Annotated in this window: 21 protein-coding genes, 1 pseudogene and 1 riboswitch; of the genes and pseudogenes, 5 read left to right on the top strand and 17 right to left on the bottom strand. The window is 57.8% G+C overall.

Annotation, left to right across the window (positions count from 1 at the left end; genetic code table 11):
* Nucleotides 1-86, top strand: a pseudogene (locus NW816_RS02135) (IS5/IS1182 family transposase); the annotation flags it as partial.
* Between the two features lie 510 nt (nt 87-596).
* Here the strand turns inward: NW816_RS02135 and NW816_RS02140 are convergent.
* The 7 genes from NW816_RS02140 to NW816_RS02170 all read right to left on the bottom strand — a co-directional run bounded on the left by NW816_RS02140 (nt 597) and on the right by NW816_RS02170 (nt 9,414).
* Nucleotides 597-2,255 carry a cation:proton antiporter gene (locus NW816_RS02140; protein ID WP_414408089.1) on the bottom strand — a complete coding sequence of 553 codons (1,659 nt, stop codon included), beginning with the start codon at nt 2,253-2,255 and terminating at the stop codon, nt 597-599.
* A 145-nt stretch (nt 2,256-2,400) separates the two neighbouring features.
* A riboswitch (Fluoride riboswitch) is annotated at nt 2,401-2,506 on the bottom strand.
* 46 nt (nt 2,507-2,552) lie between these two features.
* Nucleotides 2,553-3,194 carry a DUF1997 domain-containing protein gene (locus tag NW816_RS02145; RefSeq protein WP_414408090.1) on the bottom strand — a complete coding sequence of 214 codons (642 nt, stop codon included), beginning with the start codon at nt 3,192-3,194 and terminating at the stop codon, nt 2,553-2,555.
* Between the two features lie 7 nt (nt 3,195-3,201).
* A complete protein-coding gene (gene hisIE, locus NW816_RS02150; protein ID WP_414408091.1) occupies nt 3,202-3,897 on the bottom strand; it encodes a bifunctional phosphoribosyl-AMP cyclohydrolase/phosphoribosyl-ATP diphosphatase HisIE in 696 nt (231 codons plus the stop codon).
* A gap of 74 nt (nt 3,898-3,971) precedes the next feature.
* Nucleotides 3,972-4,244, bottom strand: coding sequence for a hypothetical protein (locus tag NW816_RS02155; protein ID WP_414408092.1), 273 nt, complete (start codon nt 4,242-4,244; stop codon nt 3,972-3,974).
* A gap of 131 nt (nt 4,245-4,375) precedes the next feature.
* A complete protein-coding gene (locus NW816_RS02160; RefSeq protein WP_414408185.1) occupies nt 4,376-6,595 on the bottom strand; it encodes a polysaccharide deacetylase family protein in 2,220 nt (739 codons plus the stop codon).
* 481 nt (nt 6,596-7,076) lie between these two features.
* A complete protein-coding gene (locus NW816_RS02165) occupies nt 7,077-7,568 on the bottom strand; it encodes a phycobilisome linker polypeptide (RefSeq protein WP_414356682.1) in 492 nt (163 codons plus the stop codon).
* Between the two features lie 118 nt (nt 7,569-7,686).
* On the bottom strand, nt 7,687-9,414 hold the full coding sequence (locus NW816_RS02170; RefSeq protein ID WP_414356684.1) for a Ppx/GppA phosphatase family protein: 1,728 nt from the start codon (nt 9,412-9,414) through the stop codon (nt 7,687-7,689).
* Between the two features lie 188 nt (nt 9,415-9,602).
* On the opposite strand from NW816_RS02170, the gene thrS reads away from it, so the two are divergent.
* The 4 genes from thrS to NW816_RS02190 all read left to right on the top strand — a co-directional run bounded on the left by thrS (nt 9,603) and on the right by NW816_RS02190 (nt 15,222).
* The gene (gene thrS / locus NW816_RS02175) at nt 9,603-11,414 is read left to right on the top strand and encodes a threonine--tRNA ligase (protein WP_414408093.1); all 1,812 of its coding nucleotides are present in this window, start codon (nt 9,603-9,605) and stop codon (nt 11,412-11,414) included.
* A gap of 424 nt (nt 11,415-11,838) precedes the next feature.
* Nucleotides 11,839-13,044 (top strand): formamidase, encoded by a 1,206-nt coding sequence (gene fmdA, locus NW816_RS02180; RefSeq protein ID WP_414356687.1) that lies wholly within the window; start codon nt 11,839-11,841, stop codon nt 13,042-13,044.
* Nucleotides 13,045-13,084: 40 nt separating this feature from the next.
* Nucleotides 13,085-13,360, top strand: coding sequence for an FmdB family zinc ribbon protein (locus tag NW816_RS02185; RefSeq protein WP_041438561.1), 276 nt, complete (start codon nt 13,085-13,087; stop codon nt 13,358-13,360).
* Nucleotides 13,361-13,674: 314 nt separating this feature from the next.
* Nucleotides 13,675-15,222 carry an ABC transporter ATP-binding protein gene (locus tag NW816_RS02190; RefSeq protein ID WP_414408094.1) on the top strand — a complete coding sequence of 516 codons (1,548 nt, stop codon included), beginning with the start codon at nt 13,675-13,677 and terminating at the stop codon, nt 15,220-15,222.
* Here the strand turns inward: NW816_RS02190 and malQ are convergent.
* The 10 genes from malQ to NW816_RS02240 all read right to left on the bottom strand — a co-directional run bounded on the left by malQ (nt 15,219) and on the right by NW816_RS02240 (nt 26,711).
* Nucleotides 15,219-16,820, bottom strand: coding sequence for a 4-alpha-glucanotransferase (gene malQ / locus NW816_RS02195; RefSeq protein ID WP_414408095.1), 1,602 nt, complete (start codon nt 16,818-16,820; stop codon nt 15,219-15,221). The genes NW816_RS02190 and malQ overlap by 4 nt on opposite strands.
* Before the next feature lie 155 nt (nt 16,821-16,975).
* Nucleotides 16,976-17,848 (bottom strand): polysaccharide deacetylase family protein, encoded by an 873-nt coding sequence (locus NW816_RS02200; protein ID WP_414408096.1) that lies wholly within the window; start codon nt 17,846-17,848, stop codon nt 16,976-16,978.
* A 40-nt stretch (nt 17,849-17,888) separates the two neighbouring features.
* On the bottom strand, nt 17,889-18,506 hold the full coding sequence (gene pyrE, locus NW816_RS02205) for an orotate phosphoribosyltransferase (protein ID WP_414408097.1): 618 nt from the start codon (nt 18,504-18,506) through the stop codon (nt 17,889-17,891).
* Nucleotides 18,507-18,701: 195 nt separating this feature from the next.
* Nucleotides 18,702-19,247 (bottom strand): GTP-binding protein, encoded by a 546-nt coding sequence (locus tag NW816_RS02210; protein WP_414408098.1) that lies wholly within the window; start codon nt 19,245-19,247, stop codon nt 18,702-18,704.
* 250 nt (nt 19,248-19,497) lie between these two features.
* Nucleotides 19,498-20,049 carry a protoglobin domain-containing protein gene (locus tag NW816_RS02215; RefSeq protein WP_414408099.1) on the bottom strand — a complete coding sequence of 184 codons (552 nt, stop codon included), beginning with the start codon at nt 20,047-20,049 and terminating at the stop codon, nt 19,498-19,500.
* A 55-nt stretch (nt 20,050-20,104) separates the two neighbouring features.
* A complete protein-coding gene (locus NW816_RS02220) occupies nt 20,105-20,455 on the bottom strand; it encodes a roadblock/LC7 domain-containing protein (protein ID WP_414408100.1) in 351 nt (116 codons plus the stop codon).
* Nucleotides 20,456-20,553: 98 nt separating this feature from the next.
* Complete coding sequence (locus tag NW816_RS02225) at nt 20,554-21,414, bottom strand: DUF4388 domain-containing protein (protein ID WP_414408101.1); 861 nt, start codon at nt 21,412-21,414, stop codon at nt 20,554-20,556.
* Nucleotides 21,415-21,831: 417 nt separating this feature from the next.
* On the bottom strand, nt 21,832-22,713 hold the full coding sequence (locus NW816_RS02230; RefSeq protein ID WP_414408102.1) for a DUF4388 domain-containing protein: 882 nt from the start codon (nt 22,711-22,713) through the stop codon (nt 21,832-21,834).
* 278 nt (nt 22,714-22,991) lie between these two features.
* A complete protein-coding gene (locus tag NW816_RS02235; RefSeq protein WP_414408103.1) occupies nt 22,992-25,595 on the bottom strand; it encodes a heavy metal translocating P-type ATPase in 2,604 nt (867 codons plus the stop codon).
* A gap of 120 nt (nt 25,596-25,715) precedes the next feature.
* Nucleotides 25,716-26,711, bottom strand: a complete 996-nt coding sequence (locus tag NW816_RS02240) for an aldo/keto reductase (protein ID WP_414408104.1) — start codon at nt 26,709-26,711, stop codon at nt 25,716-25,718.
* Nucleotides 26,712-26,725 lie beyond the last annotated feature (14 nt).

Genomic DNA, 26,725 nt, shown 5'->3' on the forward strand with positions numbered 1-26,725 from the left:
GGCATCTATGTTCTCGTTTTGACAAATTGGCCAGGAACTTCTTGAGTTTTCTCTATCTCGTCAGTGCTCTCTTTTGGCTCAAATGAAAGATCAACACAACCTAGTGTCTTTCAGGAAGGGTTCCTAGTGGCAAAGCTCCAAGACCTAAAATTTAGCGACCTCAATAACGACGGGTTTCAGGATGTTGTTGCCATTGCAGCAAGCAATACAGGAGGATCCGCTAGTTGGATTAGCTTGTCAGGACTACTAGGTGGCCAAAAACTTGTGCCCTTGGAGCCTGTATTTCTAGGAGACAGAGTTGTAGTTAGTAACATTTCAATTGAGAAAGGCTCTCGAGGGAGTGCTCAGGTTTGCCTGGATATGCTGGTTCACGGGCCTAACGATGGCATGTGTTGCCCTACCAAGAAAGAGAGAAGATGTTTCGTGCTTTCTGAGAGGAGATGGATACCTCGTAAGTAAAGAAGCTACTGACTTCCTCGCAACTCCCAGCGAGCTAGAGTTTTCAACGTAAGTCAAACGTATTCATGCCCAGCGTAGTTTAGTGTTCCCTTGATTAGGGTCTCGCCCGGGATCCAAAGTTGGTCCTGGGGTAATCCCTACTTTGAGTCCTCCCCTCTTGACAAGCTAGAGAGGCTAGTCTGCCGCTCATCCCGAGGAAGCTCCACCAAAATGACAGGGATGGAGCTGGTTTCCAACACCGCCTGGGAGGTAGATCCCACCAAAACCTGCTCCCAGCCGCGGTGGCCCCGCTTGCCCATGACGATGTCGGTTACCTGCCGCTCCTGAGCTAGGGTTACGATGGTCTCTGCCAAGGGCCCCGAGGCCAAGCAAAACTGGTGGCGAATGTCCGCCAAAAGACGCTGGGTGAGTTGCCGCAACAGTTCTACCCCTTTCCCCTGCGGCTCATCGGTAACATGCAACACAATCACTTCCCCATCCACCCGCCGCGCCAAATCGGCCACCTTGCGCAGCACGGCTTCGGCCAAAGGGGAGGTGTCCACCGCTGCCAAAAAGCTCACCTTGCCCTGGCTGCCTACCTTGGTGGGATCCACCTCTCCTTTTTCCAAAAGCCGGGGAGCACACACCTGGGTCAGCCAAGCACCCAGGGGGGCCGTGACCAAAATCGACAGAGCCGCCAAAGCCAAAATGATCTCCCCACCGGGGATCCCTTGGGCCAAAGGGATCCCACCAATAGCCGCCTGCACCGTCGCCTTGGCCATGTTGCCCGGTAGCAAAAACAGCCGCTCCCGCCCGTTCCAATTGCTTCCCAGAGTGGAAAGCCACCAACCCAGGCCCCGCCCCAGCAGCAGACTCAAGGTCAAGAGCAGCAAGCCCGGCCAAAACACGGATCCCAGCACCCCCAGATCCAGCGACGCTCCCAGTAGCACAAACAACACGATCTCCGCCACCGTCCAGAGGGCATCGAACCCACCCCGCAGCCGCCGCGCCAAAGGGGCATCCAGCTCAATCAGAAAAAACCCCATGGCCATCACCGCCAGATAGCCGGAAAAATAGGGCCACACCTGCGGCGCCAGCACCAAGCCCAAGGCCATGCAGGCAGCCAGCAGCACTTCCTGCACGCTGTTGCGAGTCCAGTTTTGTTGGGTTAGCAGCGACACCAGAACCCGCGCCCCCAGGTAGCCTATGGCTATGCCCAGCAGGATCTCCATCCCCACTTGGAACGGCAGCCACTGCAGCGGCGATAGCTCCAGCCCCAGCAGGCGAACGCTCTCTGCAGAGCCCTGGCCCAAAAAGCTGAGCAACAGGCTAAACCCTAAGAGCAGCAGCACATCGGAAAGGGCGCTGCCGGTCAAAATAGCATCCGGGATCCCCTTGGCCACCCCCCAGCCCAGGCTTTTGAGGCGCAACATCCCCGGCACGATCACGGCTGGCGACTCCGCCCCAATCACGCAGCCCAACAGCAAACCGGTAGGCCAGTCCAACCCCAGGATCCAGGTGCTCAACGGGGCCACCGCCACCGCCTCGCAGGCTGCCGGCAAAAACCCCAGCCGCAACGCCACGGATCCCTGCTGGGCCAGCTTCTCCCGATCCAGCCCCAGGCCCGCCTTCATCAAAATGATCATCACCGCCACCACCCGCAGATCCCCCGCCGCTGCCAGCACCTCCGGGGATAGGACATCTCCCAGCAAGATCCCCACGAGGATCATCCCCAGCAGGGGGGGCATCCCCAGCCGACCCACGATTTGGCCGACAAAAAAGCCCATCACCAAGATCCACAGCCAACTGCCCAGCATCACCAGATCCTCATCTCCTTGTCGTCAGGGTGTTGAAGGGCAGCCCAGGGAGAAAAAGCCATCCGCGTCAGGAGTGGGAGCACCATCGCGTCCGCAGGGTGGGGCCTCAAACAAAGCCAAAGACCCCTACCCCCTGGACTTGCCCAGAAGTGTAGGAGTCATTAGCCTCAGCTTTTGAGGTTAGAACCCTCTTCCTCTATAGAAAAATTCCAAGTGAGGCGGTTGCGGCGAACTCCATCGCCGGTTGCCGGAGCACTACTCGAAAGCTGACCGGCAACTTACTTGGCACCTAAGATATCACGCTTTGTCTTCCACTGCAATTAAGCGATAGGGGTGATCGGGACACCCAATAGAGCGATAGAAATCGCTGCACACATTGTGGGTGAGGCGGTCACTCATACCCCGGGTTACCTGCTGCACCACTTGATGGGCCACCCGATAAACCAACTTGCGGGGCAGAACCTGCAAAAACCTGGGCAAAGCCAGCCAGATCTCCAGATGAAGAGCCCAGTGAACACGGGTGGTGGGCAGGTCTTTCAGGGATCCCTGCAGCTCCTCCAGCTGGAAATCGGCTTGGCAGCTGACCCGGTAAGGCATTCCTTCATCGCCGGGCAACTCAATCGAGGTCAGACAAAACCGGTAATCTTTATCCGGCCAGATCTTGACCCCAAAACTGGGCTCCAGCTCAAACCCCAGCCCGCCCATGCGGAAAAACTGCAACCTGTAAGTCTCGGCAGACAAAGCTTCCACCTGCAATGGCCTGAAGCACCGCTGGATCCACTGGGCATGGCCTCTCAGGTAACGGGCCAAGGTCTCCCGATCGGTTTCCAGATCCACTTGGCCACAGCGCGCGGCTTGTAAATCCAGGTGGGCTTTGTCCAGGGAGGGATCCCAAGAGGACGGAGAGGGATCTGCGGGAGCACCGCCTTCGGGGGACATGGCCCTTTCACTTGGCGGAACGGCGGGCTTGGAGCTGGCGATAGACATCCCTAACATCTACCTGATAGTGAGCAAGGGCCACGAGGCAGTGGTACCAGAGGTCGGCCATCTCACGGGCCAAAGCCACGCGGTCTTGATCCTTAGCCGCCATCACCACCTCAGCCGTTTCCTCGCCAAGTTTCTTCAAAATGGCATTTTCCCCCTTGGCTAGCAAGCTGCTGGTGTAGGAATCGGGACGGGGATCCGCCTGGCGGGCCTTGACCACGGCAAACACCTGAGACAGAGTATCTGCTGCCGGGATGGGATCCCTTTGATCCCCTGGCAGTGGGCGGAAGAAGCAACTGCGCGCCCCCGTGTGGCAAGCCGCATCTCCCACCTGCTCCACCAGGATGACCAGGGCGTCGCCGTCGCAGTCGTAGCGGATTTGTTTGACCCACTGCACATGGCCAGAAGTTTCCCCCTTGGGCCACAACGCCTGCCGCGAGCGGCTCCAAAACCAGGTGCGGCCTGTTTCCAGGGTTTTTTGCAGCGATTCCCGGTTCATCCAGGCCATCATCAGCACTGTTCCGTCCAGGTAGTCCTGCACGATGGCCGGGATCAGGCCCTGTTCGTTGTAGCTGAGGCTGACCAGCCAGGTGATCTCCTCGGGCAGAAGCGATCGAGGGGGATCCGAGGAAGGGTTGAAGGCCAGAGCAGCAACCATAGAGCAGCGACCTGAAAAACCGCATTGAGAGCAGGATAACAGAACCAGCCCTCGCCAAGATATCCTTGACAACCTCAGCCAAGGGGTACCAGTTCCCGTACCGCCAGGGACAGGACCACCTCTTCTCCCTCACCGGCCAGAGTCACCAGCCAGCGGTCGCGGTTTTCACGGGTGAGGACGATCCCCAGCCTCCCCTTAACAGAAGGAGGATACAACAGCCGTACCCACATGCTCGGCTCGAGCTGGGCAGCCGACCGCAGGGGATCAGCCGGGTTGCCGAGAATCCGCTTCTCCATTACCCAGGTCGCCCCAGGGTTCTCGGCCCCCCCTTCAGCAGCAGATGTCATGACCTCCCTCAGCACACCTCTCCTAAGCACCACCGGCAGGGTAAACAGCAAACTTAGCCCCCAGGGCTAGAGGCAAGCCGGACTTCTTCGGCCAGGATAGACCCTCTGTTGCGGAATGGCTGTATCGCAGATTACCGACTTAACCCGGAGGTCGGGCTGGGAGCACCGGTGTGGGGTTGGACAGAAGCGCTGGGCAGCAGCTTACGCTCCGGCTTGCGCTCTAGGAGCAAGGCTGACCGTTCCAAGCGCGTATCCACCAGTACCGAGGGAGGAGTCCAGTGGACACGCTCCAGCAGGCGCTGCAGCAGTTGAGCATCGAGGATGTCCACGCTGTGGGGGGATGTCGCCGTTCCGGCCACCAGGGGGGTGGGGGTGGCTTGAGGAAGGGATCCCTCAGCAACAGGTTCTGACCTATCGCTGGGCTCTTTTAGCACCAATTCCGCCATTGCCTGGGCCACCTCTTGACCATACACCCCATCGGGGCCAGAGGGGAGCAGATCCAGCCGTCCCTGCTGAGCGGCCAAACGGCTCAACCCCAGTTGCACAGCTACCACCGCTGCCCCCCGATCCCCCCGCCTCAACGTGCGTTGGCCGGCCAGAATGCTCTTGAGTTGGGCTTTGGCCGCCTCTTGCTCGCTGCCGGGCAAAAGTTGCACCAGCCCCTCCAGCCGATCTCCCTCAGAGCCAGCCTTGGCCTCGGGATGGGGATCCTCCCGCCAAAGGCGAGTCAGGTCGTAGAGCAAAATGGCATGGGGCACAGGACGGCTAGGCTGATGGGGAGCAGCATGGCCCGTGCCCAAGATCTGCCCCTGGTAGACCAGCGACGTGCTAAAGCCAGAATCCAGCAGCACGGCTTCCCGGATCCCGGTTTTGGGCAGCAGACTGGCCAGGATGGCGGCGTTGACGTGGGTTTTGGTAACTCCGATCACCACCCGCTCCTGGTCATCTACCCCAAAGAAAGCTCTGGGGCGAAACTCAGCAGCGCTGGCAAGGCGGAACGAGTTGATCTCCGCCGGAGAGAGGGCATGGCCATCCTTAACCAGCCATAGACCGGCCACAAACAGATCCGTGACATCCGGCATCAACTGGCGGATGTTCTCCAAGTGGGTCATGGTGTCGGGATCAAAGGGCACAAAGCGGAGGCGATCCCTGCCCAGCAGCACCAGCGGCCGGCCGCGGATTGCCTGGTCATCTTCGGGACGACCGGGGATGAAGGTCTTGTGGTTGGCAGCCATCACCGGCCCCACCATGACATTGCTGGCAGAGTTGATCCAAGGGATGGAGAAAAAGCTGCCATTGATGCCGGCATCGGCCTGGTAGCGCTGGGCCAGGGTGCTGACCTCGTAGCGCCGCTCCGCATGCACCGTAGCCGCCCGCCCGCCGCGAAGGGTGAGAACACGCACCTGGTCGATCACTTCGTCGGTCAAGGCCAACGGTTGGGTCACATCCAGCCGGTAGTCGGGGCTGCGGTTGAGGGTGAAGGTGCGGGCGCCAATGATGGCCTCGGTGATGCGAAACTGGTTAAAGCGTCGCACCTCCAGCAAGTTGGGCGATTGTCCTGTAAAACCGGGATCCATCGTAAAAGACATCCGGTAACCGGCATCGGCCAGGTATTGCTTCACCCGCTCGTCCCGGTTGCCTTCGGGATAGGCAAAGTAGTGGATGGGGTGGCCCAGCTCCTGCTCCAGCTTGGTCTTGCAGTCGAACACTTCCCGCCGCAGACGGGCATCGTCTAGCACCCGCAGGTCAGGGGGATGGGTGACGGTGTGGGCGGCAAAGTCGATCAGCCCGCTGGCATCCATCTCCCGCATTTGATCCCAGGTGAAGTGATCCTTGCTGGTGGGCACGCCGACAAAGCCGGTTTGCACAAAGTAGGTGGCGGGGTAGTTGTACTCCTTCAAAAGGGGGTAGGCGTTCTCGTACAGGCCCAGGTAGGCGTCGTCAAAAGTGAGCAAAATGGCTTTTTCGGGCAAGGGATCCCCGTCCCGCAGGTGTTTGTACAGTTGGTCGATGTGGATGGGGGTCAACCCCGCCTGCTTAATGGCCTCAAAGTGTTGCCGCAGCTCCGCCGCCGTAGTGTCGAACCAGACCTGCTTGCGGCCAGCCACCACATCGTGATACATGATGGCGGGCACATAGGAAAGACTGGCCAAGGGATCCAAAGCAAAGGGATCCCGTTCCAGTTGCAGCTCTTGGGGAAGGGGCAAGCGCTGTTGAGCCGCTTTGGCATGGGCGCGGGGAGCGGGTATCTCGGCTACAGGCGGCGATAGCCCTGGCAAGCGGCTGACCCAATCGGGATGAGCAGTTGCCCAGGCTACCAGGGCTCCAGTCCCAAACCCCAGCAGGATCACCAGCAAGCTGAAAAAGTGGAACGACCTAAGGCGAGACTTTGCCGGCGAACGTCGAGGGGGATGGGGAAAGCTCTGTCGTGAAGTGGGTGAGGAGTATGGCTGGGATCCCTTTGTTGACCCAGAGCCTGAGTAGCCTTGGGGTATCGACCCTCCCAAGCGCGTTGGATGTCGTTGAGATGTCATGACCTCACTCCCCACTTTCAATCATGTCGATGGCGCTCAAGTAGTTCAGCCCTCACCGGAACGCCTTTTCTCAGCAGAAAGCCACCCCCAGCACAGAGGGGAAAGGCAGCCTTCTGGACAACGGCAAAACCAATGACAGCCTACCACCCCATTCTTAAGTTAGGGGTATGGGAGCAGCCGCTGCCTACCCAAAAACTGCAGGGATCCCTTATGCTCTCCAAGCAAGAGAGTTTTGGTTGGGAGAGTTTGAATCGGCGGCTTTGGCAAAAGAACCCAGCGTCTCTCAGAAAGCCACCGGCTACTCAAGGTTGCTTAACAGATTGGATTCAGCAATGCCGATGATTTTGCCTCCCATTTGGGTAATCCGCTTCACTTCTTGGGAAAGGCGGCTGAAGGGCACTTTGTACTCGACAACGCTTCTGCGCACGCCTCCTCCCACAAGGCCGGATACCTTGATGGTGAAGATTTTATCGCTATTCGGCAGCCCTCCTTCTGAGCTGCTGGCCTGAGCGACCTCTGGTTCTGGGGCCGATGCCGCTTGAGGCGCGGTAGCAGCGCTCTCCCGCTCTAGGAGCAGCCTCCAACTGCGGGGATAGGCGGGGGCCAGACGATAGACCACTTTGTAGGACCCGGTCGCGTGGTCATCCTCGGACTCCACCTTCACCACAGTTCCAGCCGGAATATCCAGCTTGGCCCCCTTGGACATGACTTTAATTCCCGGCCAATTGGTGGGCGTATCCGTCAGTAGCTCGACCTCAAAGGCTTGATCCCCCAACAACAACTTGGCCATCTCAACAACTCCGTTTTGCTCAGCATTCAGTGGCGGGAGAGCCGCCCACAACCACAGCTTCATCGTCAAACATTCTACCGTTGCCAGGTGCCCACCAGAAACCTCCTGCGGGCAGGGGCTAAACTGCTGCCTCAAAAGGATTTGAGCTGCGCTCGATCTGAGTGGACAATTTGGGGATCACCTGCAGCTTGAACTGCTGTTCGAAGACTTTTTTCTTCTCGTTCAAGCTCCACAGCTCCAAGGCGCAGTCATCATTGGGATGCCTGGGATCCAAAATCAGCTCCATCTGCCGAGAGCCTTCTCCCAAGAGCTGAAAACGGCAGTGCAGCGCTTGGATGGCTTGCAGACGGCGGCGATCCAGGGCACAAGCCATGCGCAGCAAGGGGCTCAGTTCCAAGACGATTTGGCGATCCCGTTCGTCGGTGAGGCGCTGAAAGTTTTCGTGCTTCTTCTTGGGAGGCGATTTGCGGTGGTAGCGGGCCAAGTTGGCGATCACTTCCACCTCTTCTTCATTGAAGCCCAACAGTTCCCCATGGCGAATCAGGTAGTAGGAGTGTTTGTGGTGGGCGGCATGGCTGATAAAGTGGCCGCAGTTGTGCAGCATGGCCGCTGACCAGAGGAGGGCCCGCTCGCGGGATCCCCAACCATGCAACAGGCCGCGGGTCTGGTCGAAGAGGCTGAGGGCAAATTCGGCCACCCGTTCGGCATAGGGCAGCTCCACCTGATATTTTTCCGCCAGCTTGAGCACACTGCGCCGCCGCACCGAGCTGTGGTAGCGCAGCCGATCCTCAATCAAGCCTTGGCCGATCATCCAATCCACGATCAGCCCTTCCCGCAAAGCCCGTTCGCAAAATTGAACCCGCTCTACCCCCAGCAGACTCATCACTTCCTCTAGGATCAGGGCGCCGGCCAGGATGATCTCCCCCCGTCTTTCCCCTAGGCCGGGAAGTTTTTGCCGTTCGGCCACCGTCAGGGATCGCAGCTCTTTGATGTAGCCGCGCAAGGCTTCCAAGCTGAACTCATACCCCTGCAGGCGACTGGGGGGAGCGCCCAAACGACGGCGGGCATCCCACTGGGCCAGGCTCTCGACGGTGCCAGAGGTGCCCACCAAAGGCAGGGATCCCTGTTGTTGTGAAGATGCGACGATCCGTTTCATCTGCTCAATGGGGGATTCCAGCATGCCGCGGATGTGCTGGCGCAGGGCTTGCAGTTCGCCAGAAGTGGGCGGATCGTGGTGCAAAAAAGCCTGGGTTAGACGCACAGCTCCCACCTTGATGCTGCGCAGAAACTCCGGCTCTTGGCCATTGCCCAAGATCAGCTCTGTGGAGCCACCGCCGATATCCACCACCGCGTGCATCCGGTTGTGGAACTCCATCGCCGAGAGCACTCCCAGATAAATGCGGCGGGCCTCTTCCTGCCCCGAGATCAACTCCACCCGCAGGCCCAGCTCCCGTTCAATCCGCTTCAAAAACTCCGGCCCATTGGGGGCCTCGCGCACAGCACTGGTGGCCACCGCAACAATGGAATGCACCTGAAAGCTCTCGGCAATGCGGCAAAATCGTTCCAGGGCCACTCGGGCCCGCTCCATGGCTGCAGGGGTCAGGGCACCCGTCTGGTTGCAGTATTCCCCCAGCCGCACGGTGGCTTTTTCGCGGGAGATGATGGTGAAGCTGGGGATACGGGGATTGATGCGCACCACCACCATGTGGAGAGAGTTGCTGCCCACATCGATGGCGGCCAGAACGGGGGCAGCCCAAGATTCAGGACGAGAAGCCGGGCCGGTTTCGGAAACTGGGGGAGCAGAGGCGACAGGGCATTCCGTGAAGTCGGTGCGCGAAGAGATCATGGCTCGGGTGTGGGGGTCAACCCCTTTAGGATACTGTGTACTTTCCCCCCTTGTTCCGGGCCCAGTTGTCAGGTTTGCGATTGACTCGGCAAACAGGGGAATGGACTCAGCTTGGGATCCCTGCCGCTCTCGCCCCAGCCTAAGATAGGGACACAGTATTTGATTTGTTTGTTTCAAAGTAGGTTCCGATGTCTCAGCCAGCCGAATCACCTCAGAAGGCCAACAGCACCCTCAAACTGCTGCGCACTCACGAGTCTCCCCAACTGGAGCGCATCCGCCACACCACTTCCCATGTCCTGGCTATGGCGGTGCAAAAGCTGTTTCCCAAGGCCCAGGTGACCATCGGCCCCACCACCGACTACGGCTTCTATTACGATTTTGACCATCCCGAACCCTTTACGCCTGAGGATCTCGACCGCATCAAAAAAGAGATGCAGGCGATCATCAAAAAAGGTTTGCCGGTGATCCGCGAGGAGGTGAGCCGGGAAGAAGCCAGGCGCAGAATCGAAGCCCTCGGCGAACCCTATAAGCTGGAGATCTTGGACAGCATTCCCGAAGGAGAGGTCATCAGCATTTATCACTTGGGGGATGAATGGTGGGATCTCTGTGCTGGCCCCCACGTGGAAAACACCCGAGATCTCAACCCCAGAGCCTTTGATTTGCTCAGTGTGGCCGGCGCTTATTGGCGGGGGGATGAAACCAAGCCGCAGCTCCAACGCATCTACGGCACCGCCTGGGAGACCCCAGAGGAGCTGAAAGAATACAAACGGCGGCTGGAAGAAGCCAAACGGCGGGATCACCGCAAGCTGGGCAAAGAACTGGGCCTATTTTTGTTTTCGGATGAGGTGGGGCCGGGGCTGCCTCTCTGGACACCCAAGGGCACCATTCTGCGCTCGGTGCTGGAGGATTTTCTCAAGCAGGAGCAGCTCAAGCGGGGCTACCTGCCGGTGGTTACCCCTCATATTGCCCGTGTGGACTTGTTCAAGATCTCCGGCCACTGGCAAAAGTATCGGGAAGATATGTTTCCCATGATGTCGGAGAATGAGCAGGCGCGTGCGGCTGAACAGGGCTTTGTCATGAAGCCGATGAATTGTCCTTTTCACATCCAAATCTACAAATCCGAGCTGAGATCCTACCGCGATTTGCCCCTACGATATGCCGAGTTCGGCACCGTTTATCGCTACGAGCAATCGGGGGAATTGGGAGGTCTGACGCGAGTGCGTGGCTTCACGGTGGACGATGCCCATTTGTTTGTTCGCCCCGATCAATTGGAGGAGGAGTTTCTCAAGGTTGTCGATCTCATTTTGGTGGTTTTCGATAAGCTCAAGCTCAAGGATTTTCGCGCCCGCCTCAGCTTCCGGGATCCCAAGTCGGACAAATATCTGGGATCCCCCGAAGATTGGGACAAAGCCGAAAATGCCATCCGTCGCGCTGTGGAGAAGTTGTCGATGCCCCACTTTGAAGGGATCGGAGAGGCAGCCTTCTATGGGCCGAAGCTGGATTTTATTTTCCGCGACGCGCTGGATCGGGAGTGGCAACTGGGCACGGTTCAGGTGGACTACCAAAACCCACAGCGCTTTGATCTGCAATACGTAGCTGAGGATGGATCCCGGCAGCGTCCGGTGATGATTCACCGTGCTCCCTTTGGCTCGCTGGAGCGACTCATTGGGATCCTGATTGAAGAATACGCTGGGGATTTTCCCTTCTGGCTGGCCCCGGAACAGGTGCGCATTTTGCCCGTTTCCGATCAGTATCTGGGCTACGCCACCCAGGTGCGGGATCAGCTGCGAGAGCAGGGGATCCGCGTCCACATCGATGCCGACAGCGATCGTTTGCCCAAAAAAATCCGCAGTGCCGAGAAGGCCCGGATCCCTTTTATGTTGATCGTGGGGGAACAGGAACAAGCGGCAGGAACGGTGAGCGTGCGCCAGCGCCATCGGCAGGAGCTGGGATCCCTGACGGTGGCAGATTTCCTAGCCCAGCTACAGGCACTTGACTAGCCCGAGCATTCGGGATCCCCGGCTTGCGGCAATTGGGTTTTCAGAACTTGGAGCTCAAGAAAGAGCTTGAGTTTCCCTTTCTCAAGGGAAGCCAAGGGGGCTAATTGAAAAATCAGGATTTGGCCGACAACCCACCATGTTCTCTAGGGATTTTCTGGAGAGGATCCTGCAACGCTTTAGGAGCTGACGGCTAAATCGATCTGTCGCCGAATGGATTGGCCGTTACTTTGGTGAATTGATTGATAGTTACTTTGAATTGCAGTGAAATAGCCTGTCGATCTAAGCTCCTCATCTCCCGCTCTGCGATTGTAGATAACAGCACTATGAATTGTAGCTTTTACTACAGTATTAGCTTCTCTATTGGAGATAGGCTTTTGTGCATTCAAAGTCTGACCGCAGAGTGATGACTCAAGGATAGGATCCCATGCCCAAAACGCTGTTTAAAGTTGACCTGACTAAGCCAATGGATCAACAGGATCTACCGGGTCACAACCGCTGGCATCCTGATATTCCCGCTGTGGTTTCTGTAAACCCTGGCGAGGTATTCCGAATTGAGTGTAAAGACTGGACGGATGGGCAAATCAAAAACAACGATGATCCTTCCGACATTGAGCAGGTTGACCTAAGCGTTGTCCATGTTTTGAGTGGGCCTATTTGGGTTAACGGCGCCCAGCCTGGAGATATCCTGGTTGTCGATCTGTTAGACATTGGGCCACTGCCGGGAGACGAGTGGGGGTTTACAGGTATTTTTGCCAAAGAAAATGGAGGGGGATTCCTCACCGATCATTTTCCCAACGCGGCCAAAGCCATCTGGGATTTTCAAGGCATTTACACCACTTCCAGACACATTCCCCATGTGCGCTTTGCCGGCATCATTCACCCCGGCCTCATTGGCTGTGCCCCATCTCACGAGTTGCTGGCGGCTTGGAATAAGCGGGAAGCTGAGCTGGTCGCTTCGGCTCCCGATTTGCGCACTTACGGCGCGGGGCTATCCGGCAATCAGCCTGTGCTGGCCGCCTTGCCCAATCCCAAGAACGCAATTTTGGGAACTTTGCCCAAGTCAGAGTATGAGCGGGTTGCTGCTGAAGCGGCTCGGACGGTGCCCCCGCGAGAGCACGGCGGTAATTGCGATATTAAAAACCTGTCTAAAGGAACACGGATCTACTTCCCGGTTTACGTGGAGGGTGCCAAGCTGTCGATGGGAGATATTCACTTCTCGCAAGGGGATGGGGAGATCTCTTTTTGTGGCGCTATTGAGATGTCGGGCTACATCGATCTCCACGTCGATCTAATCAAGGGTGGTGTTGAGAAGTACAGATTGGTTAACCCCATTTTTAAGCCCGGCCCTGTTGAGCCACGTTACTCGGAATACCTTGTGTTTGAGGGCATTTCTGTGGACGAGCTTACAGGTAAGCAGCATTATATGGATGTTCACATTGCCTATCGACGCGCCTGCTTAAATGCCATCGAATATCTGAAAAAATTCGGCTTTACGGGAGAACAAGCTTATCTGCTGCTCAGTTCTGCACCGGTGGAGGGCAGAGTGAGTGGGATCGTCGATATTCCCAATGCTTGCTGTACGGTGGCTGTTCCTACGCAAATCTTCGACATAGATATTCTCCCTAGGTGAATGTTATCCGATGCCTCGTTCAAGGGGGTGGAATAGGAAGATGCCGCTGTATGAGTTTAAGTGTCAAACCTGTGGGGAGTTTGAGGTATGGCGGCCCTTATCTCAATATCGAGATCCGGCCTATTGTCCTTCTTGCAATCAGGAAGGGAAACGTCTCATTTCAGTTCCCATGGTTCAGCTTTCCAGCTCTTTGCCTATTTCAAAGGGGGGAAGAGAACCCAAACTGATCAAGCGTGAACAGCACTCAAATTCTGATCCAAACTCGCCAAAATATCGCTCCCAATCCTGTGGGCGACCTTGGATGTTGCACCATTAGTTATTAGACATAGTTGTTTCAGGCTAGGGTAAGACGCCTGGGCTATTGAAAAAAGCCTTCTGGCCCCGTGCATTATTGCTCCGCAGCGCTATTGCTATGCCTACGGCACCCTGACGGGAACCGCAACGCTGACGCGACGATGCGACGACGTAACGACGTGACCAACGTTTTAGGTGTGGGTGCAGTGTCCCAGTTTGAATCGAAATGACCATAGTGCTTAGAAAAAGAGAGACTCTCACAATACCCCCAGAAATGCTTTCCTCTGGCATGGCAGTTCACAACCTATGCTGGAAAAGGCGTTCAAGAAGCACCTCATGAGTGGGCCTGATCCTTCCTTGGCAGAGGGATCCCATCGCAGCGATATTGCCCTTCGCTTGCAGGGGATCACCAAGCGTTATCCTCTGGTGCTGGCCAACGACCACATCGATCTGGAGGTGCGTTGGGGAGAGATTCTGGCGCTGATGGGGGAGAACGGGGCGGGCAAGTCTACCCTGATGAAGATCGTCTATGGGTTGGTCAGCCCGGACGAGGGATCCATTCAAGTGGATGGGCAACCGGCCAAAATTCACAGTCCCGCCGATGCCATTCGGTTGGGAATTGGGATGGTGCATCAACACTTTATGTTGGTGGATCCCTTGACGGTTACGGAAAACGTGGTTCTTGGGGCCGAACCCGGCCATCTTTTTCAGGTCAATTTCCGTCGGGCCAGGGCTGAGGTGGCTCAGTTGATTGCCGAGATGGGCTTCCATCTGGATCCCGACGCCAGAGTGGAGGATCTGCCGGTAGGCCTACAGCAGCGGGTGGAGATCTTGAAAATGCTCTACCGCAAGGCCCGCATCTTGATTTTGGATGAGCCGACGGCAGTGTTGACTCCGCAGGAGGCAGGCGAGCTGTTTGCGTTTTTGCGCCGCTTTGCCCGGCGGGGGGGAGCTGTCATTTTCATCAGCCACAAGCTGAAGGAGGTAATGCAACTGGCCGACCGCGTCACCGTCATTCGGGATGGCAAGGTGGTGGCGACGTTGCCCACTGCCCAAACCGATGCCCAGGAACTGGCGCGGCTGATGGTGGGGCGGGAAGTCAGTCTGACCGTTGAAAAAAAGGCCGCTACCCCTGGGGAGGTGTTGCTGGATGTGCGAGATCTGTGGGTGGATATACCGGGGCGGAAGCCGGCGGTGGCGGGGGCGAGCTTCCAGGTACGTGCCGGCGAGATTGTGGGCCTTGCCGGTGTGGAGGGAAACGGCCAAACGGAATTGGTGGAGGCGATCACCGGCTTGAGAAGCTACCGCGGCCAAATTCGCTATGGAGCCGGATCCCTGTCTGCTTCGGCCCGACAGGTGCGTTGCTGGGGTCTGAGTCATATCCCCGAAGATCGCAATGTGAGAGGTTTGGTGCTGGATTTCCCCACCCGCGACAACCTGATCCTGGGGGATCACCATCAAAAGCCGTATACCGGCTGGTTGGGATTTTTTCGGGAAGAGGCCATTGACCAACATGCCCGCCAGGTGGTGGAGAGCTTCGACGTTCGCCCCCGCAGCATTTCCCTGACGGCCCGCCGCTATTCTGGGGGCAATGCCCAGAAGATCGTTGTGGGACGGGAGCTTTCCTGTGGATCCAAGGTGCTGGTGGCTGCCCAGCCGACGCGGGGGGTGGATGTGGGGGCCATCGAGGCCATTCATCGCCGCATCCTGCAGGCACGGGATCAGGGCATGGGGGTGCTGCTGGTATCGGCGGATTTGAATGAGGTGATCAGCTTGTCGGATCGCATTTTGGTGATCCATGAGGGCCGCCTGGTAGGAGAACTCAGGCCTGAAGAGGCCACCGAAGAGCGGATCGGGCTGCTGATGGGCGGGATCCAGCATTAGACGAGGCTGGGGGCAGCTTGAGAAGACCCTGCCGCCCGTTCTTGGGCTAGGGCTGCTCGCCGTTGCTCCAACTCTTGAGGAGAGATGCGCCCATAGGTCACGCTCATCTCGGCCAGCCGCTGGATCATGTCCTGCCGCAGCATGTCCTCGCGGTAGCGCCAGGCCCAGTTGTTCTCGGTGGTGCCGGGGAAGTTCATGCGCGCCTCTGCCCCCAGCCCCATCACATCCTGCAGGGGAATGATGGCCAGGTCGGCTACGGAAGAAAGGGCCAAGCGGATCAGATCCCAATGGATGCCCCCGGATCCCTGGCAGCCCAAATAGCGCAGCAGGTTTTGTTTTTCCCACTCCGAGCGCTCCGGGTCATGAAACCAGCCCACCACCGTATTGTTGTCGTGGGTGCCGGTGTAAACGACAAAGTTACGCTCGTAGGCATGGGGCAAATAGGGGTTATCCGGCCCGGAACCAAAAGCAAACAGCAGCACCTTCATGCCGAGCAGGCCGAATTGATCCCGCAGTTGCAACACCTCGGGCGTGATGTCTCCCAGATCTTCGGCAATCACCGGGATTTCCCCCAGCTTGTCGGCCAGGGCCTGAAAGAAATCTGCTCCCGGCCCTTTTTGCCACTCCCCTTCCACAGCCGTTTCCGCATCGCCCGGAATGGCCCAGTAGCTCTCGAAGCCGCGAAAGTGGTCGATGCGCACACAATCCACTTGCTTGAGAATGGCCTGCATGCGTTTGATCCACCAGTCGTAGCCACGGGCCTTGAGCACTTCCCAGTTGTAGAGGGGGTTGCCCCAGCGCTGCCCGGTGGGGCTGAAATAGTCCGGCGGCACACCGGCTACTTGTAAAGGCCGTCCCTGTTCATCCAGGTGAAACAGCTCCCGGTTGGCCCACACGTCGGCACTGTTGGGGGCAACATAGATGGGCACATCCCCGATGAGCTGCACTTGATGCCGATGGGCATACTCCCTCAAGGATCCCCACTGCTGGGCGAACAGATACTGCCAAAACATCTGCTCGGTAATGGCATCGGCATAGCGGTCGCGAGCCTCTTGCAGGGCCGGCGGATCCCGTCGCACCAAGGCCGGATCCCATTGGTTCCACTCTTGCTCGCCGTACACATCCTTGAGGGCCATGAACAGGGCATAGTCGGGCAACCAATCGGCTTCGGCAGCACAATAGGCTTGGAAGGCTTCCCAGTCGGCGGCGGACGCTTTTTCTTTGAAGGTTGCCCAGGCGCGGTGCAGCAGGCCCAGCTTGAAGGGGATCACGGTTTCGTAGTCCACCCGCTCGGCAGACCCGGCTTGGATCGTTGGCCATTGGGGCAGATCCTGCCAACTGTTGGGATCCAGCCAACCGGCCCCCACCAATAGCTCCGGGCTGATGAGAAGCGGGTTGCCGGCAATGGAGGAAAAGCTCATGTAGGGGGAGTTGCCCCAGCCGGTCGGCCCAAGAGGAAGAACCTGCCAGAGGCGTTGGCCGCTCTCCACCAGAAAGTCCACAAAGCGATAAGCCGATGGCCCCAGATCGCCGATACCAAATGGCCCCGGTAGCGAGGTGGGGTGCAGGAGGATCCCACTGAGTCTGCCCATGCGCATGGCCAAGCCCTTTTGCCCTAGGTGGTTTCACCGCCTATGCTGTCACTTCTGGAGCCACGGTGGACAGCTCCAGACAAGACAAAATTAGAACAAAGTTAAAAAATGAGCAGGATCCAAGGCCAAGACGCGCTTTTCCCTCTGGCCAGGGGATCCCGTCAGGGCGTCTCAGGAGCAGGACAGGCTTGGGCATACCAGTCGTAGAGGCCATCACCGGTGGTGAGCCAAGTCTGAGGGCGAGATTGGATGTGCTGCAAGGCTTTTTTCAGGGATCCCATCCGCAGAGGCTGCCCGACAATGAAAGGATGTAGGCCGATGGCCATGACGCGGGGGGAGCGTTCCCCATCTTGCCACAGTTGATCAAACTGGTCGATGAGGGCTTGGGCAAAGGCTTCTGCCGGCAGGCGGGCGCTCAGACAAAGGCTGATGTCGTTGGCCTCTAGAGTGTAGGGGATCCCCAAGAGAGGGCCGGCGGCAGTCTGCAGCCAGTAGGGTTGGTCGTCGTTTACCCAGTCGGTGGTGTAGCGGATCCCGGCAGCCTTGAGCAGGTCAAAGGTGTTCTCGCTAACGGAAAACCCCGGCGTCAGCCAGCCCCAAGGGCGGGATCCCGACACCTTCTCCAAAAGGGACAAACTGCGCTCAATGAGCTCCTGTTCGACGTCACGGGCCAGGCCGCTGTGGCCGGTGGAGTTGTTCCAGCCGTGGGCCAGCACCGACCAGCCGTATTGGCGGATCCCTTCGATGATGGGGGGGTAAAGATCCACCATTTCCGCATTCAAGGCCGCCGTCACCGGGATCCCCAGCTCCGCGAACAGTTCAAACAAGCGCCAAATGCCCACCCGATTGCCATAGTCCCGCCAGCCGTAGTTGGCGATCTCAGGGGAGCTGGTGAGATGGGGTTGAATGGCCGTGCCCAGCTTGCCAAAGGTGAAGTGCTCGATGTTCATCACCACGTACACAGCCACCCGCGCCCGATGCGGTAGGCTCGGCAGATTTCGGCTGGGCAGAGCTGAGTAGGCAGGGGGCAGCATGTCCGCTCTCCAAAGCTTTGATGCTCACCAAGGGGGCAGGCTAGTCCTTTGATTTTCCTGAGGTCAAGGCCCGATGGCAAGCCTGCACTTCTGGAAGGGTGAATAGGCGACGAAAGGCGATCCCTGCTTCTCGGCAGCGGTCTTCTGCCCCTTCCAGCCGATCCACCAAAGCCAGGATCCCTTCCGCCCGGTAGCCGGCTGCCCGCACCCGTTCGACAGCCTTCAAAGCAGAACTGCCGGTGGTCACCACATCTTCCAGGATCCACACCCGACTGCCTGCCGGCAACTCCGGCCCCTCGATCCAGGCTTGCGTGCCGTGCCCCTTGGGCTCTTTGCGCACGATTAGGGCGGCTAGGTTGGCAGGCTCAGCCCTCAGGGAGGCCAAACTCACCGCCGTCACCAAGGGATCCGCTCCCAGCGTCATCCCAGCCACTGCTTCGGTTTCGGGCGGCAACAGTCGGTGCAGCAGGGATCCCACCCAATAAGCTCCTTGGGGGTGAAGGGTAACCGGTTTGCAGTTGATGTAGTAGGGGCTCTTCTGTCCAGAAGTGAGGGTAAAGGAGCCTTCTCGATAGGCCAGTTGGGCGAGGAGATACAACAGTTTCTCCCGCGCTTCTTCTGGGGAAAGGGTCAGGGGAGAGCAGTCAAGAAGCAACACAGCAGGGATCCCCTTGGTTCAATGGCTGGCCAGAAAGAGCACTCAGGACATTTTATTATCCGGCGAATCTCCACAGAATCCAGTCTCCCCTTTTCCGGCTTTGCGGGAGGGATCCCTGTCACGCAAAAGATACGCCTGTCTTGGCTAGGGCCAATGTTGCTGAAGTTCTAGACCGGCGGATACCTGAAAATCTGTTCAAACAACCACCTGGGGCATCATTTGCTCAACCAACAGAAGCAACGTGTTGGCAACAGAAGCCGGCTCCTGGGCATTCAAAGTGGTGTGCGGAACTGAACCGTCCTGATTCCCCAAAATTAACAAAATGTCTTCTGGATCCCAGGCATTGGGTTGATCGACGTGGGTGATCCCAATCACGTAGGGGGCGCTCGTCCTGGCCTTCATAAAAGATTGAATGGCTTGGGCATTGCGAAACTGGCCCGGCAGGTGCGCAGGCACCAGAAGAACATAGCCGTGGGCACGCTTAATCAAAATATCCCACATAAAGTTAAAGCGAGACTGGCCGGGAGTACCGTAGAGATGCAGCCACATCTCTTCTTCATCCTCTCCAATCCTCAAACGGCCAAAATCCATGCTTACCGTTGTGGTTTTCTTCAGTTCTGCTACCTCGTCTGTTGCTTTGCAATCGGTGTCCACCACCTCGATCTCGCTAATCGTGCGAATAAAGGTAGACTTTCCAGCTCCCACCGGCCCTGTTACAACAATTCGCAAGATATTTCCCATAAACCAGCCTCAGACTAAGCTCTAGCGACAAAGCCGAATAAAGCCTTGAGGAACTGCACCACATGTGCCGCACGGGAGGTAAAACTATCCCCAGCTTGTTTCTCAGATAATTCTCAGATAGTTTGAATAGAGATACTGACAACAGCTTTGCTTCGTGGAGATTCCGGAAACTCAGATGCCTCAGCCTAATCAGAAGTCAGAGAAATTAAGCAAGTAGAGCAAGCAAGAGTCTACTCTAACTCAAATTAACTCAAATTAAACTGTTAGCACCATTGGCGATTAATCGTTTGAACAAAGCCTCACTCATGCCTGTTTCCTGTTGCACTGCATTGTAGGCCACCTCAAGGTAGGCTTGCTCAATAAAGGAGAGGTCAATCATACAGACCTTGCTCAAGCTGGTGCGCAACTGCTCAGGCTTGCCTTCTTTCACCAACCGCCGACTGACCTCCTGCACAACTGTGGCCATAGCAGGCACAACATGTTGAGGGCCGATCCCAACGCGCACATGAACTATGCCAATCTTCCAGCGCCGCTCAGCGTATTGTGGCCCCCAGTTATCCATGCCCGTAAACATTTCCTTGAACCAGTCGGCAAAGGTTTGGCCCAGCCGCTGCCGGTTGTGTTTGGCTATCACTGCCGCCATTTCGGCATCGCGATCCAGATAGCCGTAAAAGGCATCTGACATTTCTACCGCAATACTGCTGCCCCAGTCAGCACTTTGCTGCAAAATCTTCTTGTCATCATCGGTGAATTGCGTGCGCGAGATCAGGACTTGGAGCAGCTCCGAAGGTTTAATGGCCATAGTTCCCTCAACGTCAGGATAGGATCTAAAGACTTAGCTTCCGCATTTGGTTTTCTTACTTCATCGCCTCTGCAATGCTTGCCGCGACTCGCTTAATTTCCAAAAAAAGCAAGCCCTGCTTGACTTCATGACTGGCAATTGTCAGCAAGACAGCATCGGGGCCACAACTGGTTAAAACCCCGTATCCTTTTTCCCCCTGTACAAAAACTCTCTCTATGGCTCCGCGCCCTAGCTCTCTCCCAATCCGTTCGCCCAAAGAAAGCATGGCAGCCGACATAGCAGAGGTTCTCTCTTCATCCATACCCACAGGCAATGTGGAAGCCAAAGGTAACCCGTCAGGGGTGACCACTGCTGCTCCCTGGACTTCTGGCGTATTGGCAACATAGCTCTGGAGGATCGCCTGCAAAGAGGACAGATTAGCCATCCTATATCTCCCTGCTGATTCCCTATTTCTAATGTTTCTACCCGAAAACCGAAAACATGACCGCAAATGTCCTTATGCTTTTACTTTTCGCGAATGCCCTTGAGGAGGGTGGCCAATCGACTGACCAGAGAAGGCTTGACCGGGCCGCTCTCATCCTGAAAACCGGGCACCCTTGCCCCCAGCCTCTCCCTCACTTGCTCAGGATTCACCCCCTCAGCCACTGACTTGGACAGCTCTAAGCGACTGGCCGAAGAAGACCGAGCCAGAACCGTTGGCCCCTCACAGGGACTGATCAACCCCAGCTTGGCCAGACGGGCACAGGCATAGCGCACCTCCAGCAGGTCTGCCCCCAGTGCTTGAGCCAAAGCCGTCAGCTTGCGAGAAGGCGACACCTGCTCCAGGATCCCCCACTCCAGCGCAGAAAGCTTGAACAGAGGCAGTTCGGTGCTGGTACGCCAAAAGCAGCTATCAGGCTCTGGCAGGTCTTTTTCGGGGCGCTGGTCTAGCTTGAGCTGCTGCAGGGCTTCCAGGACAGCAGCGGTGGCGCCTTTGCTCAGGCCGGTCATTTCTCGGTAGGGCATGGGCACGTTGGGCAGGAAGCTGAACTGGCCGGATTCGAGGGCAAAGAGGCTGTAGAGGCCGGTTTGCAGTTGATGGCGGAAGAGCTTGGCCAGGGCTGCTGGGGTAATCAACCCTTGCCGCTGCAAGCAACGCCCCAGAGGCTCTTCCGAGCCGCAAAAGGAAGCCAGCTTCTCGACCACCCGCTCGCTCACCAAGCCGGAATGGGCCAGCAAGCTCTCCAGGCGGTGTTCTTCCTGAGGTGGTAGGGCAGCAATGACCCGACCTTGGTAAAACCAGATCCTGTAGATACCTCTGGGCGCCCAAATACAGAGCTGTCCTGTTTTGCTGCCCCTCTCGATCAGTTGCAACAAATCAGGCAAGGAAAATTCTTGGAGGTCTCCAACTATGGCCATAAGATTTTTTCGAGCCTCTGATTCGGTGGGATAAGTGGAAATCAATGCCTTAGTAACATTTCAGACATCCCCATTCTTGTACATGTACTCTCGGACAACAACCGTGTATCAACGGCTGTGTTCTTTGTAGCTAGGTACTCTGCGCGCCAGCAGTTACACTTACTATCCGGGAAAATCTATCAAGGAATACAATTAGGCAGCACTCGGAAGCCCTTCACAGAAGAGTTCTAGTTTCCTTTGTTTCAGCTTTGTGTTGGATCATGTCGCTTCGTAAGATAGAACTCCTATTTTTGCTTTCTCTGTGAGCGGAAGTTAGAGAAAAGTTATAGACCCTTCCAAGTTCTTTACAAAGCCAGAAGATTGTTTTTTTCCGTTAGGTTTACCTCACTTTTCGCGCATGCCCTTGAGGAGGGTGGCTAATCGACTGACCAGAGAAGGCTTGACCGGGCTGCCCTCATCCTGGAGACCAGGCACCCTTGCCCCCAGCCTCTCCCTCACCGGCTCGGGATTCACCTCCTCAGCAATCGACTTGGACAGCTCCCAGTGACCAGACCGAGCCAGAACCGTTGGCCCCTCACAAGGGCTGATCAACCCCAGCTTCGCCAGACGGGCGCAGGCATAGCGCACCTCCAGCAGGTCTGCCCCCAGTGCTTGAGCCAAAGCCGTCAGCTTGCGGGAAGGCGACACCTGCTCCAGGATCCCCCACTCCAGCGCAGAAAGTTTGAACAGAGGCAGTTCGGTGCTGGTACGCCAAAAGCAACTATCGGGTTCGGGCAGGTCTTTTTCGGGGCGTTGCTCCAGCTTGAGCTGCTGCAGGGCTTCCAGGACAGCAGCGGTGGCGCTTTTGCTGAGGCCAGTCATTTCTCGGTAGGGCATGGGCACGTTGGGCAGGAAGCTGAACTGGCCGGATTCGAGGGCAAAGAGGCTGTAGAGGCCGGTTTGCAGTTGATGGCGAAAGAGCTTGGCCAAATCTACGGGCGAGATCAACCCTTGCCGCTGCAGGCAACGCCCCAGAGGCTCCTCCAAGCCCCTAGCGACCAACTGGCTGACCACCTGCTCGTCCACCAAGCCAAAGCGCGTCAGCAGGCTTTCCAAACGATGCTTTTCTTCAGGGGTGAGGGCGGCGACCACCCGACCTTGGTAAAACCAAATCCGCTGAATGCCATTGGGTGCCCAGATGGATAATTGCCCTGCTTTCTTACCCTTTTCCATTAAATGCAACAGGTCGCATAAGGAAAATTCCTGAAGATCTCCAAGCATCGCCATACTTTTGCTCCCTTCACCGCTGCAAGATGCGCTTTCTCAGTATTTTCACGGTTTTTGCTTTGCTAAGTAAGAAACCAGAAGATGCGCTTACAGCTTGGTTTCGGTCTAATCTTACAACCAAATCCTCAAAAGTTAAAGCGGATTAATCTTTTTAATCAAATGTAATCGAAGTTGCCGAATTTTTGGCTTGGACGCAGCGGAAATTGTGTCAGAAGCTCGGTAAAACCTCGGAAGACTTAACGATCGATACTTAGTCATTCGTAATTTTTAACACTTTTTTAGCTGCGGCTACTCGAAGATCTACGGGGTACAAAAGTTCGCCTCAAGAGGAGTGAATTGAGGATTACACTGAGGGAACTCAAGGCCATGAGACCCCCAGCGATTGCCGGGCTAAGCCCAATGCCAAAGGGGGGTAGGAGCACGCCTGCTGCCACCGGGATCCCCACCAGGTTGTAGCCAAAGGCCCAGAGGAGGTTCTGCTGGATCTTGCGGAAGGTGGCGCGGCTGAGGCGGATGGCTTGCACCACATCCCAGAGGTGGTTGCGCATCAGAATGATATCGGCGGTCTCAAGGGCGGCATCGGTAGCGGAATGCAGGGCAATGCCCACATCGGCTTGGGCCAAAGCCGGAGCGTCGTTGATGCCATCGCCCACCATGGCCACCCTCTGACCCTGGGCCTGCAGATCTCGGATGACTTGAGCTTTGTCTGCCGGGTGAACCTCGGCGATAACGCGGAGACCTGGCACTTGCAGAGCCTCAGCCACCTGGTGGGCCACCTCCGCCCGATCGCCGGTTAGCAAAACCACCTGCAGGCCCATTTTCCGGAGCTGTTGCAGCGTTGCCTGCGCATCGGGCCGCAAGGGATCCTGGGCTGCCAGCAGCCCCACCAGGGATCCCTCTACAGCCACGCCCACCACCGTTTTGCCGGCTGCCAGTAGCGCCTCGGCCTGGGCCTGGGTCTCTGGGGAAATTGGGATCCCCAAAGCAGCCAGCCCATCCAGGGATCCCAATACCACTGCCTGCCCTTCCACTTGGGCAGCAACCCCTATCCCCGGCTGGGTTTGAAACTCGCCGGCGGAGAGCAACGGCAAACCCTGGGTGCGGGCGGCTTGCAAAATGGCTTGCGCCAGCGGATGGCGAGTGCCGCTTTCCACTGTGGCCGCCAGTTGGAGCAGGCGATTGGAATCTAGGGAGGGGTCAAGGCTGAGACAGTCCGTCAGGTGGGGATCCCCTTGGGTGAGGGTGCCGGTTTTGTCGAAGACCACCGTTTGCAAGCGATGGGCTTTCTCCAGAACATCTCCCCCTCGGATGAGCAAACCCCGCTCGGCTCCCAAGCCAGTACCCACCAGGATGGCCATCGGCGTAGCCAACCCCAAAGCACAGGGGCAGGCCACCACCAAAACGGCAATGGCCATCTTGAGGCTGCTGAGCAGAGGTGTGGGGTGAGGGGGATGGTCACTCAGATGCAGATGGGCGTGCAGGCTGAACCCCGCCAGGACGAAGTGCTCCGCACCGTCGCTCCCCCAGAGTGGGATCCCAATCCAGTACCAGAACCCAAAGGTGAGAATGGCCAGGGTCACCACCCCATAGGTAAAGTAGCCCGCCACCTGGTCGGCTATCCCTTGGATGGGGGCCTTGCGAGCTTGGGCCTCTTCCACCAGGCGGATGATCTGGGCCAAGGTGGTGTCTTTCCCGGTGCGCGTCGCCCGGCACAGCAGCAACCCCGATTGGTTCAGCGTTCCCGCCACCACGGGATCCCCCACTTGTTTCAGCACCGGCAAGGGTTCCCCTGTCAGCATCCCCTCGTTGACCGTGGCCTGGCCGGCAATGACTTCTCCATCCACCGGGATCTGTTCGCCGGCCCGCACTTGGAGCCAATCCCCCACTCGCACCTGTTCGACAGGGCACCATTCTCCGGTTTGGGATCCCAGATCCAGGTTCCCCTCTGGGCTGGAAGCCAGAGATCCCGCCTTCTCTGCAGGCTGAACCCGCCGAGCCAAACTGGGACACAAGCTCACCAGCGATTGCAGGCTGCTGGCCGCCCGCAGGCGGCTGTGCTGTTCCAAGGCCCGTCCCAACAGGATGAAGCTGAGCATCATGACGGGCTCGTCGAAAAAGCACTCCCAGCCCACCTGAGGGGCCAACAACCCCGCCAGACTGGCCAGGTAGGCCGATCCGGATCCCAAGGTAACCAAGGTGTTCATGTTGGGGGCCAGCCGCCGCGCCCCTCTCCAACCATCCAGGACAATGCCGCGAGCTGGGCCGACAAAAGTCAAGGTCGCCAAGCCCCAGTGCAGCCAGACATCATTAAGGAGGGGCAAGCCCAGACGGGCGAAGAGATCCAAGTGTCCGGCGGCAGAAATCAGCAGCAAAAAAGCGGCGGTGAGCGCTTGGCGAATGTGGTGTCGGGTCTGCTGTCGCTGCCGAGAGAGGGGATCCGCAGGCACATCCAAGGCTTCTTCCCACCCACCGGGAGGGGAAGAGGGATCTTGAGAGTGCTCCGCACCGCTGACGCGAACGGAACTCCCGCCGGAGAGGGCCTCACCCTCTGAACTGTAGCGGCTGGGAAACCCTGCCTCTGTCAAAATCTGGGCCAGGTGCTGCGGGTCGGGCCGGATCCCAGGGGCAAACTCCACAAGGGCCGACTCGGTAACCAGGTTAACGCTGGCCTTAACCACCCCCGGCTGTCTCAGCAGGGCCTGCTCAACGGTGCGAACGCAGCCGGCACAACTCATGCCCCCCACGTGGAGAATCAGGGATCCCTCCTGAGAAGGCGCTGTGGGCCTATCTTGGCCAGCTGGATCCCTTGGCCTGTCTGCCTTATGGGCCTTATGGGTCAGAGTGCTCCGCACCGCTGACGCAATTGCATCTGTAATGGCCATCTTTGTCCTCCCGTGGTTGACAGACTCCTGGCCCTACTGGCTGCGGTAGGACAGAGCTCTAAATCTCATTTTTTGCCAAACTCAGTTCCAGGATCCCGGCAATCTGGGCAAGGGTACGGGTTAGGCAGCGCGAGCAGCTGGGGACATAAAGCTGGGGGGAATGGACTCGGGAACATACCTTTGCAAAATATCCTCGATGGTCTGCATCGCTTCCGCATCCAGCGACCAGCCCCAAAGGCCGGATATCGCTTCCAGATGATGGGGTTTGCGCGCCCCCCACAGTGCCACACTCACCCCTGGTTGATCCAGCAGCCAGCGCACCGCCAACTGAGCCAAGGTCTTGCCATAGCGATCCTGAGCAAACCGGCTCAATGCCTCTGCCGCCTTTAGGTACTGGGAGTAGCGCGGTTCAACAAACTTGGGGTCGATCCCGGCGCGCATGTCCCCTGGGGGGAAGGTGGTTTGCGGCGTCATCCGTCCGCTCAGCAGACCTCGGCAGAGGGGACTGTACACCAAAGTGTGAATGCCGTGCTCTCGACAGTAGGGCAAGACCTCTGCTTCAATCTGCCGCTCGAACAGGTTGTAGGGGGGCTGGGCGGTGTGCAGAGGAGCCACCTGGCGAAACCGATCCAGTTGTTCTGGGGAAAAGTTGCTGACCCCAATGGCGCGGATCTTGCCTTCCTGCAGCAGGCGCTGGAAAAAGGCGGCTGTTTCCTCCAGGGGCTCTAGGGGATCTGGCCAGTGTACCTGGTAGATGTCAATGACCTCCGTCTGCAGGCGGCGGAGGGAGTTTTCCAAATCCTGAGCTAGCCAACTGAGGCTGCAGTTGCGCACCACCTTGCCGTTGACCCACTGCAGGCCGGCCTTGGTGGCAATGACTAGGCGATCCCGGCAGCCGGCATCCCGGATGGCCCGTCCCAAAAGCACTTCCGAAAGGCCGCGGCCGTAGGCCGGAGCGGTGTCAAAGAGGGTGATGCCTAGGTCAATGGCCTTGCGGAGAGTGGCGTAGGCCTCCTCAGGATCTGCTGGCCCCCACCAATCCCCCGTCATGCTCCAGGTGCCCAGCCCCACGCGGCTTAGTTTTAGCCCCGTCTCGGCAAGATCGATGAACTCCATGGCAACTTCTGTGA

It is taken from the genome of Synechococcus sp. W55.1 (assembly GCF_047461655.1).
Classification (GTDB): Bacteria; Cyanobacteriota; Cyanobacteriia; order Thermostichales; family Thermostichaceae; genus Thermostichus.

Bases quoted from the DNA above. Each gene is read 5' to 3' on its own strand.
- NW816_RS02145 (WP_414408090.1), bottom strand. From the start codon at position 3,194: ATGTCCCCCGAAGGCGGTGCTCCCGCAGATCCCTCTCCGTCCTCTTGG.
- NW816_RS02240 (WP_414408104.1), bottom strand. From the start codon at position 26,711: ATGGAGTTCATCGATCTTGCCGAGACGGGGCTAAAACTAAGCCGCGTG.
- fmdA (WP_414356687.1), top strand. From the start codon at position 11,839: ATGCCCAAAACGCTGTTTAAAGTTGACCTGACTAAGCCAATGGATCAA.
- NW816_RS02165 (WP_414356682.1), bottom strand. From the start codon at position 7,568: ATGGCCAAGTTGTTGTTGGGGGATCAAGCCTTTGAGGTCGAGCTACTG.
- NW816_RS02185 (WP_041438561.1), top strand. From the start codon at position 13,085: ATGCCGCTGTATGAGTTTAAGTGTCAAACCTGTGGGGAGTTTGAGGTA.
- NW816_RS02170 (WP_414356684.1), bottom strand. From the start codon at position 9,414: ATGATCTCTTCGCGCACCGACTTCACGGAATGCCCTGTCGCCTCTGCT.
- NW816_RS02190 (WP_414408094.1), top strand. From the start codon at position 13,675: ATGAGTGGGCCTGATCCTTCCTTGGCAGAGGGATCCCATCGCAGCGAT.
- thrS (WP_414408093.1), top strand. From the start codon at position 9,603: ATGTCTCAGCCAGCCGAATCACCTCAGAAGGCCAACAGCACCCTCAAA.
- malQ (WP_414408095.1), bottom strand. From the start codon at position 16,820: ATGCGCATGGGCAGACTCAGTGGGATCCTCCTGCACCCCACCTCGCTA.
- NW816_RS02155 (WP_414408092.1), bottom strand. From the start codon at position 4,244: ATGACATCTGCTGCTGAAGGGGGGGCCGAGAACCCTGGGGCGACCTGG.
- NW816_RS02215 (WP_414408099.1), bottom strand. From the start codon at position 20,049: ATGGCCATTAAACCTTCGGAGCTGCTCCAAGTCCTGATCTCGCGCACG.
- NW816_RS02200 (WP_414408096.1), bottom strand. From the start codon at position 17,848: ATGCTGCCCCCTGCCTACTCAGCTCTGCCCAGCCGAAATCTGCCGAGC.
- NW816_RS02230 (WP_414408102.1), bottom strand. From the start codon at position 22,713: ATGGCGATGCTTGGAGATCTTCAGGAATTTTCCTTATGCGACCTGTTG.
- NW816_RS02210 (WP_414408098.1), bottom strand. From the start codon at position 19,247: ATGGGAAATATCTTGCGAATTGTTGTAACAGGGCCGGTGGGAGCTGGA.
- NW816_RS02235 (WP_414408103.1), bottom strand. From the start codon at position 25,595: ATGGCCATTACAGATGCAATTGCGTCAGCGGTGCGGAGCACTCTGACC.
- NW816_RS02140 (WP_414408089.1), bottom strand. From the start codon at position 2,255: ATGCTGGGCAGTTGGCTGTGGATCTTGGTGATGGGCTTTTTTGTCGGC.
- hisIE (WP_414408091.1), bottom strand. From the start codon at position 3,897: ATGGTTGCTGCTCTGGCCTTCAACCCTTCCTCGGATCCCCCTCGATCG.